12 protein-coding genes are annotated in these 12,815 nt (G+C 66.4%); 11 read left to right on the top strand and 1 reads right to left on the bottom strand.

All coding sequences use genetic code 11. The annotated features are described in order from the left end of the window. Positions 1 to 6: 6 nt before the first annotated feature. The gene (locus tag AC3WJM_RS09005) at positions 7 to 1,191 is read left to right on the top strand and encodes a Gfo/Idh/MocA family protein (RefSeq protein ID WP_492271690.1); all 1,185 of its coding nucleotides are present in this window, start codon (positions 7 to 9) and stop codon (positions 1,189 to 1,191) included. Here the strand turns inward: AC3WJM_RS09005 and AC3WJM_RS09000 are convergent. Continuing rightward, a complete protein-coding gene (locus tag AC3WJM_RS09000; protein WP_492271689.1) occupies positions 1,188 to 2,126 on the bottom strand; it encodes a LysR family transcriptional regulator in 939 nt (312 codons plus the stop codon). The genes AC3WJM_RS09005 and AC3WJM_RS09000 overlap by 4 nt on opposite strands. Before the next feature lie 115 nt (positions 2,127 to 2,241). On the opposite strand from AC3WJM_RS09000, the gene tdh reads away from it, so the two are divergent. The 10 genes from tdh (at position 2,242) to AC3WJM_RS08950 (ending at position 12,797) form a co-directional block, all read left to right on the top strand. Continuing rightward, positions 2,242 to 3,288: an L-threonine 3-dehydrogenase gene (tdh, locus tag AC3WJM_RS08995; RefSeq protein WP_284989759.1), complete on the top strand. Its 1,047-nt coding sequence runs from the start codon at positions 2,242 to 2,244 to the stop codon at positions 3,286 to 3,288. Between the two features lie 59 nt (positions 3,289 to 3,347). Beyond that, positions 3,348 to 4,556 (top strand): glycine C-acetyltransferase, encoded by a 1,209-nt coding sequence (locus AC3WJM_RS08990; protein ID WP_307052588.1) that lies wholly within the window; start codon positions 3,348 to 3,350, stop codon positions 4,554 to 4,556. Between the two features lie 6 nt (positions 4,557 to 4,562). Next, positions 4,563 to 5,963 carry a 6-phospho-beta-glucosidase gene (locus AC3WJM_RS08985; protein WP_492271688.1) on the top strand — a complete coding sequence of 467 codons (1,401 nt, stop codon included), beginning with the start codon at positions 4,563 to 4,565 and terminating at the stop codon, positions 5,961 to 5,963. Between the two features lie 54 nt (positions 5,964 to 6,017). Beyond that, on the top strand, positions 6,018 to 6,488 hold the full coding sequence (locus AC3WJM_RS08980) for a pyridoxamine 5'-phosphate oxidase family protein (RefSeq protein WP_059387879.1): 471 nt from the start codon (positions 6,018 to 6,020) through the stop codon (positions 6,486 to 6,488). A 68-nt stretch (positions 6,489 to 6,556) separates the two neighbouring features. Next, on the top strand, positions 6,557 to 7,669 hold the full coding sequence (locus tag AC3WJM_RS08975) for an NAD(P)/FAD-dependent oxidoreductase (RefSeq protein ID WP_492271687.1): 1,113 nt from the start codon (positions 6,557 to 6,559) through the stop codon (positions 7,667 to 7,669). An 11-nt stretch (positions 7,670 to 7,680) separates the two neighbouring features. Further along, positions 7,681 to 8,904, top strand: coding sequence for an imidazolonepropionase (hutI, locus tag AC3WJM_RS08970; RefSeq protein ID WP_492271686.1), 1,224 nt, complete (start codon positions 7,681 to 7,683; stop codon positions 8,902 to 8,904). A gap of 215 nt (positions 8,905 to 9,119) precedes the next feature. Beyond that, positions 9,120 to 10,037 carry an SIS domain-containing protein gene (locus AC3WJM_RS08965; RefSeq protein WP_307052585.1) on the top strand — a complete coding sequence of 306 codons (918 nt, stop codon included), beginning with the start codon at positions 9,120 to 9,122 and terminating at the stop codon, positions 10,035 to 10,037. Between the two features lie 8 nt (positions 10,038 to 10,045). Beyond that, positions 10,046 to 10,996, top strand: coding sequence for an ROK family protein (locus AC3WJM_RS08960; RefSeq protein WP_492271685.1), 951 nt, complete (start codon positions 10,046 to 10,048; stop codon positions 10,994 to 10,996). Beyond that, positions 10,993 to 11,961 carry a 1-phosphofructokinase family hexose kinase gene (locus tag AC3WJM_RS08955; protein ID WP_492271684.1) on the top strand — a complete coding sequence of 323 codons (969 nt, stop codon included), beginning with the start codon at positions 10,993 to 10,995 and terminating at the stop codon, positions 11,959 to 11,961. The genes AC3WJM_RS08960 and AC3WJM_RS08955 overlap by 4 nt, the downstream gene beginning before the upstream one ends. Further along, positions 11,958 to 12,797: a class II fructose-bisphosphate aldolase gene (locus tag AC3WJM_RS08950; RefSeq protein WP_059387876.1), complete on the top strand. Its 840-nt coding sequence runs from the start codon at positions 11,958 to 11,960 to the stop codon at positions 12,795 to 12,797. The genes AC3WJM_RS08955 and AC3WJM_RS08950 overlap by 4 nt, the downstream gene beginning before the upstream one ends. Positions 12,798 to 12,815: the final 18 nt, after the last annotated feature.

Here is a 12,815-nt window from a genome sequence, read left to right as displayed (position 1 = left end):
GTACTTATGGACCTCAAAGTAGGCATCGTCGGATTCGGCTTGCGGTCGTCGCTGTGGCGCCACGCGCACAAGCCCGGCCACGGTTCGGAAGTTACGGTTGTGTGCGATCTGGGCGAGCGCGGCAGGGCTGACGCAGCAGAGAAGATCCCGACGGCGGTCATCACCGAGGACCTGGACGTCTTGTTGGCCTCAGGCCTGGACGCGGTGCTGGTCCTGACCCCGGACAACCAGCACGCCGCCGTCGCGGTCCGGACGCTTAGAGCGGGCATTCCCACCTTCTGCGAGAAACCGCTCGATGTCACGCTCGAAGCAGCCGACCTCATCCTCCAGACGGCCTTCGACACCGGGACACGACTGTACGTGGGCCACAACATGCGGCACATGCCGGTGGTGGTGCAGATGCGGGACATCATCCAGGCCGGGACCATCGGTGACGTCAAGGCCGTTTGGTGCCGGCACTTCGTGGGAAACGGCGGGGACTACTATTTCAAGGATTGGCATGCCCAGCGCGCCAACACCACCGGGCTGCTGCTGCAAAAGGGCGCGCACGATATCGACGTCATCCACTGGCTCGCCGGGGGGTACAGCACCAAGGTGCAGGCAATCGGGGATCTGGCCGTCTACGGGGACGTCGCGTCCCGCCGCGACAACACGGGCCGCCGGATGGGGGATTGGTTTTCGGTGGACAATTGGCCCCCCACCGAGCAGACGGACCTCGCCGAGACGATCGACGTCGAGGACATCTCGATGATGAACATGGTCCTGGACAACGGTGTGCTTGCCTCGTACCAGCAGTGCCATTTCACCCCGGACTATTGGCGGAACTACACCGTGATCGGCACCAAGGGCAGGATCGAGAACTTCGGTGACGGGGCCGGCGATCAGATCTATGTATGGACCACCCGGACAACCTCAGGTTTCGCCGAGCCCGACCAGAAGGTCTTGGTCCGTGACGGCGAAGGCGGCCATGGCGGTGCGGACCCTTTGCTGATTGCAGAGTTCCTGCGGTTCGCCAAGGACGGGGGAACCACAGCGACCTCGCCGATCGCGGCCCGGGAGGCCGTGGCCGCGGGAGTGCTTGCCACCGAGTCCCTCCGCGGCGACGGTTGCGCGAAGCTGGTTCCGGCCTTGCCGGAAGAGCTCGTGGAGTATTTCAACGCAGGGCAGCCGGCCCGGGTCCGGGAACTCTAGAGCCGCGTGCCCCCGGCGAGTTCGGTCATGACGGTCTGTAGTGCTTCGCAGACCGTCATGACCGATTTCCGTTTCAGGGTCTCCGGCCTCGCCAGGATGTCGATCTTGCGCACGGAATTCACCCCCGCGAGAGGTCGCAGCACCACGCCGGCGTCCAGGACGCGCTGGGCGGTGAACCGCGGGAGCAAACCTATCGCGCCACCGTCCGCCACGAGCGAGGCCACGGTGGAATAGTCGTTGATGCGGTGCAGGACATCGGCCGGGCGCCCGCTGACAGCGACGACGGCGGCCAGCACGTCCGCGGGGGAGTATCCGTCGCGGCTGGTCACCCAGGGCTGCCCGACGACGTCGGCCGGCATGAGTTCGCGGCGCGCCGCGAGCGGGTGCCCGGCAGGCAACGCGACGTCGAGCGGTTCGTCGGCGAGCGGAATGACGGCCACTTTGTCGGTGGGCCAGCCGGGACTGTGCTCCATCCGGTGAGCCAGCACGAGGTCGTAGCGCGCGGCGAGGCCCGGAAAGTCTTCCTGTGCGACGTCTTCGTCGGCGAGCTTCACGCGGGGAACGCTGTTTTCCGGACCCGCGGTGCGCGCGGTCGTCAACAAGGCCGCGAGCGGAGCGAACAAAGCCTGCCCCGCACTGTGGAAGGCGCTCACGGTGACGGTGGAGCCCGGGGAGTCATGGTACGCGCCGATCGCCGCCTGGGCGTCGGCCATGGCGCTCACGACGGCGGCTCCGGCGTCGGCGAGGACCCGGCCCGCATCGGTGAGCACCAAGGCGCGGCCTTCCTTGCGGGTCAAGGGCACGTCCACCGACTTCTGCAGGAGGGCGAGCTGCTGGGAAACGGCCGAGGGAGTGACCATGAGCGTCTCGGCCACGGCCTTGACACTGCCGAGATCTCCTAGTTCCCTGAGCATTTGGAGCTGATGTACTTCCATTTAGCAAATGCTAAATCGTTGATTGAGAAAAACCTAGTTGTGCTAAACCGTCCGTGGGGCTTCAATGAAGTGAAACGGCACACAAACGGCCCAATCCCTTGAGTTAGGAAGACCCATGAAGGCTCTCTACAAGTCCGGTCCCCACGCTGGTTTTGAACTCGTCGAACGGCCCGAACCGGAGGCAGGTCCCAGCGACGTCAAGATCCGCGTCATGACCACCGGTATCTGCGGAACGGACCTGCACATCCAGTCCTGGGACGCTTGGGCGCAGAGCATCATCGAGACTCCCTTGATCGCGGGACACGAGTTCTACGGCGAAGTGGTGTCTGTGGGCGAGGACGTCCGCGACGTCAAGGTCGGCGACCGCGTCTCCGGTGAAGGCCACGTGGTCTGCGGCATCTGCCGCAATTGCCGCGCAGGCCGCCGCCAGATGTGCATCCACACAGTGTCCGTGGGCGTGCAGCGCGACGGCGCCTTCGCCGAATACGTTGTCATCCCGGAGACCAACGTCTGGGTCCACCACGATCCCTCCGTCACCCCGGAGCTTGGCGCCATCTTCGACCCCTTCGGCAACGCCGTCCACACCGCACTGAGCTTCCCCCTCGTCGGCGAGGACGTGCTCATCACAGGCGCCGGCCCCATCGGGCTCATGGCAATCGCCGTCGCGCGCCACGCCGGTGCCCGCAAGATCGCCATCACGGACGTGTCCGCTCCCCGCCTCGAACTCGCCCGGAAGATGGGCGTGGACCTCGCCGTCGACGTGTCGAAGATGCGCGTCAAGGATGCCCAGCTCGAGCTCGGCATGCGCGAAGGATTCGACATCGGCCTGGAAATGTCCGGGCATCCGACGGCCCTGCCTGAGATGATCAACAACATGAACCACGGCGGACGCATCGCCATGCTTGGCTTGCCCAGCCAGTCCATCGACATCGACTGGGGCAAAGTGGTCACCCACATGCTGACCCTCAAGGGCATCTACGGCCGCGAAATGTACGAAACCTGGTACGCCATGAGTGCCATGCTGTCCTCCAACCCCGTGCTGCACAGCCACATCTCCGCCGTCGTCACGGACAAGCTGTCCGCCACCGACTGGGAAAAGGGCTTCGAAATCGCCCGCGCCGGCACAGGCGGCAAGGTTGTCCTCGACTGGACTGAACTCTAGAACGCCGAATTCTAAGACACCGTAAAGTCCTCCCCAAGACCCCAGTACCAGGAGCCACCATGTACTCAAGCATCAAAGACCAGCTGCAGGGCGAACTTGAAGAGATCCGCACCGCAGGCCTCTTCAAGACCGAGCGGCACATCGACTCGCCGCAGGCCAGCCACATCTCCGCAGGCCAGCTCGGCCAGCCGGCGAACACCGTGCTGAACTTCTGCGCCAACAACTACCTGGGCCTGGCAGACCACGCGGACATCATCGCTGCCGCCAAGTCCGCCATGGACGAGCGCGGCTTCGGCATGGCCTCCGTCCGTTTCATCTGCGGCACCCAGGACCTGCACCTTGAGCTCGAAGCCCGGGTCTCACAGTTCCTCGGAACCGAGGACACCATCCTCTTCTCCAGCTGCTTCGACGCCAACGGAGGTGTCTTTGAGTCCCTGTTCGGGGCCGAGGACGCCATCATCTCGGATTCCCTGAACCACGCCTCGATCATCGACGGCATCCGGCTCAGCAAGGCCAAGCGCTTCCGCTACGCCAACCAGGACATGGCTGACCTCGAAGCCAAGCTGATCGAAGCCTCGAGCGGCGAAGCTCCGGCCCGGCGCAAGATCATCGTGACGGACGGCGTCTTCTCCATGGACGGCTACCTCGCGCCGCTCGAAGCCATCTGCGATCTCGCCGAAAAGCACGACGCCCTGGTCATGGTGGACGATTCCCACGCCGTCGGCTTCATGGGAGCCACCGGTGCCGGAACCCCGGAACACGCGGGTGTTTCGGACAGGATCGACATCTACACCGGCACGTTCGGCAAGGCCCTTGGCGGCGCCTCCGGAGGCTACGTCTCCGGCCGCAGCGAAATCGTCGCCATGCTGCGCCAGAAGGCCCGCCCTTACCTGTTCTCCAACTCCCTGGCCCCGGCAATCGTCGCAGCCACCATCAAGGCCATTGAGCTGGTCCAGGGTTCGGGCGAGCTCCGCTCCAGGCTCTTCGAGAACGCTGCCTTGTTCCGGCGCCGCATGAGCGAGGAAGGCTTCGAGCTGCTCGACGGCGAACACGCCATCATTCCGGTGATGTTCGGCGACGCCGTGCTTGCCGCGAAGGTTGCCGACGAGATGCTCCACCACGGAGTGTTCGTCACCGCGTTCAGCTACCCCGTGGTACCCAAGGGAGCGGCCCGGATCCGCGTGCAGCTCTCGGCCGCGCACAGCTCCGAGGACGTCGAGGCGTGTGTCCAGGCCTTCGTGAAGAGCCGCGCAGCCGCGGGGCTCTGAGTTCCCATGATCCTCACCATCCTGGGCGGCGGGGGATTCCGGGTACCCCTGGTCTATTCAGCGTTGCTGTCCGACCATGGGCCCGGCCGGGTCACCGAACTGAGGCTGTTCGACGCCGACCCCGCGCGCCTGGGCGTGGTGGCCAGGGTCCTCGCCGACATGGCCGAGGGGGTGCCCGACGCACCAGCTGTGAGGACGTTCACGGCGCTGCCGGCAGCCTTGCCCGGCACCGACTTCATCTTCTCCGCCATCCGGGTGGGTGGACTCGAGGGGCGCGCCGCCGATGAGCGGATCGCACTGGAACACGGAGTCATCGGGCAGGAGACCGTCGGTGCAGGGGGGATTTCCTACGCCCTCCGGACCATTCCCGTGGTCCTGGATATCGCCGAGTCGGTGAAGAAGCATGCTCCGCACGCCTGGTTCATCAACTTCACCAACCCGGCCGGCGTCATCACCGAGGTCATGACGCGGGTCCTTGGCAACAAGGTGGTGGGGATTTGCGATTCGCCGGTGGGGCTCGCCAGGCGATGCTTGCTCGCGGCCGGGATCCACCGCGGCGCGGCTGCCTTTCGGGATGGCTCCGTGCAGATCGACTACATCGGCCTGAACCACCTGGGCTGGTTGCGCGGGCTCGTGGTCGACGGTGCGGATGTCTTGCCGCGGCTCCTGGCCGACGACGGCGCCATCGAGTCCTTTGAGGAGGGCCGGCTGTTCGGCGCTTCGTGGATCAAAGCCCTAGGTGCGGTTCCCAACGAATATCTGCACTACTACTACTTCAGGCGGGAAGCGCTCGACGCCGACCGGCGCGCCCATACTACCCGCGGCGCCTACCTGGCGCGCCAACAGTCGTCCTTCTACAGCGGGCTCGCGGCAGCAAACGACGGCGGTGCGGAGCCCGCCCAGGGGGTCCCGTCGTCGAAAGCGGCTTTCAGGCTCTGGGAGAAGACCAAGCTCGATCGCGAAGAGACATACATGCAGAGCAACAGGGACGCGGCAGGCACGTTCGAACGCGACGCCGAAGACCTGGTTTCCGGCGGCTACGAGGCCGTGGCCTTGGCGATCATGCGCGCCATCAGCCAGGGCGAATCGGCCCGACTGATCCTGAATGTCCCCAATAAAGGCACCCTGGCGGAACTCGACGCCGACGCCGTCATCGAGGCGCCGTGCCTCGTGGATGCGGGTGGAGCCCGCGTGCTCCCGGCCAAGCCCCTTCCGGACTACGCGCGCGGGCTCGTCGTCAACGCCAAGGCGGTGGAACGCGCCACCATCGACGCTGCGCTCACGGGTTCCCGGCGCTCCGCCTACAAGGCGATGGCCATGAACCCGCTCGTGGACTCGGTCAGGGTGGCAGAAGCGCTCCTGGCCGACTACATCGGCCATTTCAAGGAACTCCAATACCTGCGCTGAACCCCTTCGCCTAAGCCCTGTCCCGAGGGGGAGAGGAGGCCTAGTATCTGCAGCATGGACAAAGATGCAGCACCTTCCGTGACCGAAGTGTTGGATTCGCAGCAATGCTGGAATCTCCTGAGGGGCGTGTCCGTCGGCAGGCTGGCCGTGTGGCTGGGAGACCACCCTGACATTTTTCCGATCAATTACACCGTGGACCAGGGGACGGTGGTCTTCAGGACCGGAGCGGGCACAAAGCTCGCCGCGGCCTTGGGCGAATTCCCGGTGGCCATGGAGGTGGACGGCGTCGACGCCAACACGGGCGTCGCGTGGAGCGTTGTGCTCCATGGCAAGGCGGCGCCCGTCAAACAGCTCGACGACGTCATCAACACGTTCTCCCTGCCCCTGTTTCCTTGGGAATCAGGCAAGAAGGACCATTTCGTGCGGGTTCCCGCGGATTCGATCTCCGGACGGCGCTTCACTGTCACGGAACCACTCACGTGGTGGACCCCCTACAGCGGCATCAAGCCGTCCGCGTTGGAATAGCCGGCACCGGCGCTGTTCGGCACCGGGCGCTACTCGCATCTGGGCCTGCGCGCTGACAGGATGGGGGGATGGCTGCACATTATGATGTGGTAATTGTCGGTGGAGGAATCGCCGGGTTGTCGCTGGCCTCAGCGCTGGCCGGCCAGTGTTCGGTAGCCCTCGTGGAAGCCGAACAGACACTGGCGTACCACACGTCCTCCCGCTCGGCCCGGCAGCTCATCCCCAGCTATGGACCCGCCGTCGTGCAGGAACTCACCGTCCGCACGCTGGAGCTGATGGCAGCCCGCGACGCCGGATTGCCGGTACCGGTCCTGGAACCGCGCTCGTTCATGCTGGTGGGCGACGAAGCCACCGTCAAGGCGGAAGCCAGCGGACACATGCACCCCATCACGCACGCCGAAGCCCTTGAGCTGTGCCCGGCACTGAATCCGGAGGCCTTCACGGCCGCCGGCCTGGACACGGGGTCATTCGCCTGCAATGCGCCCGTGCTGTTGGAAGACCACCGGCAGCGCGCCGAGGCCGGGGGAGTGGACATCATTACCGGCGCCCGGGTCCATTCTGCCCAACGGCTTGGTTCCGGCTGGCAATTGGGCGCCGGGCTGGAAGGCTTCCAGTCCGCCGTCGTCGTCAACGCGGCAGGTGCCTGGGCGGACGAGCTCGCGGTGCTCAGCGGCGTGGAGAAGCTCGGCTTGCAGCCGTTCCGGCGCACGGCGGCCATCGTCGACGTCGAGCGCCCGCTTCGGCCGGGCACCCCGATGGTGGCGGCGGCCGATGACGCCTACTACTTCCGGCGCGAGGGGGAACAGGTGCTCATTTCCCCGTCGGAAACGGTGCCGAGCGGTCCCGAGGACGCGCGGCCGCGGCCCGGCGACGTGGAGGAGCTGGTGGCCCGGCTGAATTCGATCACGTCGCTGGGCATCCGCTCGGTGGCAAAAGCCTGGACGGGGTTGCGCACCGAGGCTGCCGACGGCGTTCCGGTGGTGGGATTCGACGCCGAGGCTCCCGGTTTCTACTGGCTTGCCGGACAGGGCGGCTACGGATTCCAGACCTCTTCCGCCATCGCCGAACTCGCTGCCGCGGAGATCCTGGGTTCGGGGACTGTTGGCACCGCACCGGGCATCAGTCCGGCATCCCGGACACCGAGGGAGCTGGCAGCGGCCCGTTGGTCCATCCGCCGTTGAACAATAGGTTCATGAGCGGGCAGACGAGCACACTGATCAGCAACATCGGCGAACTGATGACCCAGGACGCGGAGCATCGCGTCCTCAAGGATGCCGCCGTAGTAATCGAGGGTGAGCGGATTGCCTGGATCGGTCCGGCGTCGGAGGCTCCCTCGGCTGATGGGCACATGGACGCGGAAGGCCGCGCCGTGCTCCCGGGGTGGGTTGACTCGCACTCGCACCTGATTTTCGCCGGGGACCGGACCGCCGAATTCGAGGCCAGAATGGCCGGCCAGAGCTACAGCGCCGGCGGTATCGCCGTCACCACGGGCGCCACGCGCGCAGCGAGCGACGAGGAACTGACCCGGCTCGCTGCCGGGCGCGTGGCAGAAGCCGTTTCCCAGGGCACCACCTACCTCGAGAGCAAGACCGGCTACGGACTGGACCTTGAGAACGAGGCCCGCAGTGCCCGCATCGCGGCAGCGACCGTGGACGAAGTCACCTACCTCGGCGCGCACTTGGTCCCGGCCGGAGCCGACGCCGAGGAATACACGGACCTCGTCTGCGGTCCGATGCTCGACGCCGTCCGGCCGTACGTGAAGTGGGCCGATGTCTTCTGCGAGCGCGGCGCTTTCACCGAAGAGCAGTCGCGCCGCGTCCTGACCGCGTGCCGCGACGCGGGCCTGGGCCTGCGCGTCCACGGCAACCAACTGGGTGAAGGACCTGGCGTGCAGTTGGCCGTGGAGTTCGGTGCGGCCAGCGTCGACCACGTCAACTACCTCTCGGCGGCAGACATCGGGGCGCTCGCCGGGACCTGGAGCGGCTGGGATGCCTCCACCGGAACGGGCACGCGCGGCACGGTTGCCACTTGCCTGCCTGCTTGCGATCTCTCCACCCGCCAGCCGCTCGCCCCGGGCCGGGCACTGATCGACGCTGGGGTGCAGATTGCCTTGGCCGCGAACTGCAACCCCGGCACCTCCTACACGAGCTCCATCGCCTTCTGCGTCACCACGGCGGTGCTGCAGATGCACCTAAGCGTCCATGAAGCTGTCCGGGCGGCTACGTATGGCGGTGCGCTTGCGCTCGGCAGGGAGTCAGGCAATGACGTCGACGGCGAACGGGCGGTGGGCTCGATCGCCGTCGGGCACCGCGCCGACCTGCACATGCTCAAGGCGCCGTCGGCGACCCACCTGGCGTACCGGCCCGGTATCCCGCTGACTTTCGCCGTGTGGCGGGCGGGCGTCCGCGCTGTCTAGCGGCGCCTCCGCAACGCTTCTCCCCACAGCTTTCGCAGCACAGGCAGGGCCTCTCCAGATGGAGGGGCCCTGCTTTTGCTTGGGCGTGTCCGAGGTGCCGCACGATCCTTGTGCGATTGAATATGATCGTTTAGTGTTTATATGGATCATAAAACGTCAAATGGTTGAGTGTTGAAGAGCGCGTCGAAGTAGCGCGGACAGGAATGGTAAGTGCGATGAGTAACAACACCCTCGGGGCCTTCATGGAAGAAGAGCTTGTTTCGCAGCCCGAGGTCTGGCAGCGGGCCGTCGAGCAATCCAAAGCGGAGCACCTGCTTCCCGCCGACGGCGAGCGGATCGCCGTCGTCGGTTGCGGTACCTCATGGTTCATGGCGCAAAGCTATGCCGCCGCCCGCGAAGCCGCAGGCAAGGGCGTCACCGACGCGTTCGCAGCGTCCGAAGCCTTCCTCAATCACAACAGCGCGGGCCGCCAGTACGACGCCGTCATCGCCATTACCCGCTCCGGCACCACCACCGAGGTGCTTGAGCTCCTGGAAGCCTTGCGTGGAAAAGTCCGCACTATCGCGGTGATCGGCGACGTGAATTCGCCCATCACCACCCTTGCCGACGCCGTGATCGGCCTTCCCTACGCGGACGAGAAATCGGTGGTCCAGACCCGCTTCGCCACGACCGCCCTCGTGTACCTCCTGACGAGCCTGGGCATCGAACTCGGCACGGCAATCGAGGACGCCCGTCCGGCAGTGGCCGAGCCCGTTTCCCAGGAGTTGCTCGACGCCGAACAGTTCACCTTCCTCGGTACCGGCTGGACCGTTGGCCTGGCCCACGAAGCAGGCCTCAAGATGCGCGAAGCAGTTCAGGGCTGGACCGAATCCTACCCGGCAATGGAATACCGGCACGGTCCCATTTCCATCGCCGCCCCTGGCCGGGTGACGTGGATCTTCGGCCCGCAGCCCGAGGGCTTGGACGCCGACATGGGCCGCACCGGCGCCCTTTACGTCAATACCGGCAAGCACCCGCTCGCCGAGCTGGCCCGGGTCCATAAGGTCACGCTGGAGAGGGCACGCGTACGCGGCCTCAATCCCGACCTCCCGCGTAACCTCACGCGCTCTGTTGTCCTGAACGCCACGGCCTAGGCAATCCCATGGTTCTCGGAGCCGCTGAATCCGCAGTCCTGGCCTTCGATGTCGGAGGGACCGATCTGAAGGCAGGCCTGGTCGACACAGCCGGGAATGTCCTGGGTTTACGCCGCAGGGCTACGCCGCATGATCCTTTGCGGCCGGGCGAGGCGATCCTGGACGCCGTTGAGGCATTGGCCTCGGAATTTGCCGCTGAATTCCCCGCCCACCCGGCGAAGGCAGCATGCATTGTGGTCCCGGGAATCGTGGACTCCGACACCGGAGTGGGGATCTATTCGGCGAACCTGGGCTGGCGGAACTTTCCCTTTGGGGAAAAGGCCGCGCAACGCCTCGGACTGCCGGTCTCCTTCGGGCACGATGTCAGCACGGCCGCCGAAGCCGAATTCCGTTTCGGAGCGGCCCGGGATTTTCGCAACGTCGTGGTGATGGTGGTCGGCACCGGGATCGCCGCCGCTGTCATCTCCGACGGGTACCCGGTACGCGCAGGCGGCTTCGCCGGGGAACTGGGGCACGCCCTCGTTCCGGACCCCGACGGTCCGGGCCACACGATCCTCGAGGCCGTCGGCTCCGCCGGAGCGATCGCCCGGCGTTACAGCGACAAAGCCGGCACTCAGCGCGCCGGTGCCCGCGAAGTCCTCGAACGGGCCACGGCCGGCGATGCCCTTGCGGCCCGGATCTGGGCCGACGCCGTGGACGCCCTCGCTTTCAGCCTCAGCCAATGCGTCAGCATCATCGGCACCGAAGCAGTGGTAGTTGGAGGCGGGCTTGCCGAAGCCGGAGAAGGACTCCTGCAGCCACTGCGTTCCCGCCTCGATGAGCTGCTCGATTTCCAACGCCGACCCATCATCATGCCCGCCCAACTGGGCCAGGATGCGGGTTTGCTCGGCGCCGCCATGAGGGCCCGGGCCCTGCTCCCGGCCGCGAAGGCCGCCTCCGGCACGGGGACGGGGCGATGAACCAGCCGATGAACCAGGCCATGAAACGGGTCATCACCGTTACCCCCAATCCGGCCATCGACCTGAGCTACCACGTCGCCGGGATCACCCCCGGAGCAAGCCATCGCGTTGCCGCGCCCCTCAGCCGCGCCGGCGGAAAAGGCCTCAACGTTGCGCGCGTGGCCCACCAGATGGGCCATCCTGTGCTGGCACTCGCGCCCTCGGGGGGCACGGCCGGTGCCGAGTTTGCTGCCGAGCTGCTCAGCAGCGGCGTGCCGCATCGCCTGGTTCCAGTCGCCGCGGACACTCGGCGCAGCATCGCCCTCGTCGATACGGTGGGCGGTGAAACGTCCATCTTCAATGAAGAGGGCAGTCCACTCCAACCGTCAGAATGGCAGGCGCTGGCCGCCGCCGTCGTCGACGCCCTGGACGGTCAAAGCGCGGGAGTGCTTGTCGGATCCGGGAGCCTGCCGCCCGGCGCGCCGGCCGACTTCTACCCGGCGCTGGTGCGCCTGGCGCACGACGCCGGGATTCCCGCCGTCGTCGATACCTCCGGTCCCGGGATCATCGCCGCCGCACGCGCCGGGGCGGACCTCCTCAAGCCCAACAACCACGAGCTCCTCGAAGCAACAGGGGAAAGCAGCCTGGACGTAGCAGCAGAGCGTTTGATCGGGCTCGGGGCCAAGACGGTCCTGGTCAGTGCCGGCGCCGACGGCATGCTCGCGTTCCACCATGCCGCCCCCGGAGGGTACTGGGCCGCCCGGCTCCCGGAACCACTCAGCGGCAACCCCACAGGAGCCGGCGACGCCGGAGTGGCGGCGGCCGCCGTCGCGCTCGCCGACGGCATCACCGACATCCCCACGATCCTCCGCCGGGCTACAGCCTGGTCCGCCGCCGCGGTGCTCATGCCGGCCGCCGGCGAGATCTCGCCGCTCTACGCGGACCTCGAAGACCAACTCATTCTCAGCTGGAAGGAGACCCTGTGACGCTCGTCAGTACACGGGAACTCATGGACACCGCCACGGCCAACGGAATCGGACAGGGCGCCTTCAATGTCATCCACCTCGAAACCGCGGAAGGCCTGGTTGCCGGGGCGGAGTCGGCTGGTGTTCCGTTGATCCTGCAGATCTCGGAGAACTGTGTCCGTTTCCACGGCGGACTCGTACCGATCGCCCGGGGTGCCATGTCCATTGCCCGGGACTCTTCGGTGCCCGTGGCCCTGCACCTGGACCACGCCGAATCCGAAGAACTTGCCCTGCAGGCTGTCGACCTCGGCTTCGGGTCCGTCATGTACGACGGCGCGCACTTGCCTTACGACGCGAACGTCGAAGTCACGCGTCGGGTCGCCACCTACGCCCAGGACCACGGGGTCTACGTCGAGGCCGAGCTCGGGAAGGTGGGAGGCAAGGACGGTGCCCATGCCCCGGGGGTCCGCACCGATCCGGCCGAAGCCCGTTCCTTCGTGGAAGCCACCGGCGTCGACGCCCTCGCCGTCGCCGTTGGTTCCTCGCACGCCATGACCGAACGCAGCGCAGCCCTGGACCTGGCCCTGATCACCCGGCTCAAGGAAGCCGTCCGGCTGCCGCTCGTCCTGCACGGGTCCTCCGGCGTAGCAGATGAAACGCTGGTGGCGGCAATCCGGGCCGGTATGACTAAGATCAACGTATCCACACACTTGAACGGGTTCTTCACCCGCGCCGTCCGTGAGTACCTGGATGCCAACCCTTCCGTGGTGGACTCCCGCAAGTACATCAAGGCCGGACGTGACGCCCTGGTGTTGGAAACCGCACGTCTGCTGACGCTGTTCGCGAAAGTGAACTAGTCCCAATTTCCGGAAGGT

This window comes from Arthrobacter sp. FW306-1B-G06A (assembly GCF_058781765.1).
This window is presented reverse-complemented; position numbering and strand designations above follow the sequence as displayed.

What these genes read in the sequence shown, in the direction of transcription:
- AC3WJM_RS08975 (WP_492271687.1), top strand. Translation starts at nt 6,557, where the DNA reads ATGGCTGCACATTATGATGTGGTAATTGTCGGTGGAGGAATCGCCGGG.
- AC3WJM_RS09005 (WP_492271690.1), top strand. Translation starts at nt 7, where the DNA reads ATGGACCTCAAAGTAGGCATCGTCGGATTCGGCTTGCGGTCGTCGCTG.
- AC3WJM_RS08960 (WP_492271685.1), top strand. Translation starts at nt 10,046, where the DNA reads ATGGTTCTCGGAGCCGCTGAATCCGCAGTCCTGGCCTTCGATGTCGGA.
- hutI (WP_492271686.1), top strand. Translation starts at nt 7,681, where the DNA reads ATGAGCGGGCAGACGAGCACACTGATCAGCAACATCGGCGAACTGATG.
- AC3WJM_RS08985 (WP_492271688.1), top strand. Translation starts at nt 4,563, where the DNA reads ATGATCCTCACCATCCTGGGCGGCGGGGGATTCCGGGTACCCCTGGTC.
- AC3WJM_RS08955 (WP_492271684.1), top strand. Translation starts at nt 10,993, where the DNA reads ATGAACCAGCCGATGAACCAGGCCATGAAACGGGTCATCACCGTTACC.
- AC3WJM_RS08965 (WP_307052585.1), top strand. Translation starts at nt 9,120, where the DNA reads ATGAGTAACAACACCCTCGGGGCCTTCATGGAAGAAGAGCTTGTTTCG.
- AC3WJM_RS09000 (WP_492271689.1), bottom strand. Translation starts at nt 2,126, where the DNA reads ATGGAAGTACATCAGCTCCAAATGCTCAGGGAACTAGGAGATCTCGGC.
- tdh (WP_284989759.1), top strand. Translation starts at nt 2,242, where the DNA reads ATGAAGGCTCTCTACAAGTCCGGTCCCCACGCTGGTTTTGAACTCGTC.
- AC3WJM_RS08990 (WP_307052588.1), top strand. Translation starts at nt 3,348, where the DNA reads ATGTACTCAAGCATCAAAGACCAGCTGCAGGGCGAACTTGAAGAGATC.
- AC3WJM_RS08980 (WP_059387879.1), top strand. Translation starts at nt 6,018, where the DNA reads ATGGACAAAGATGCAGCACCTTCCGTGACCGAAGTGTTGGATTCGCAG.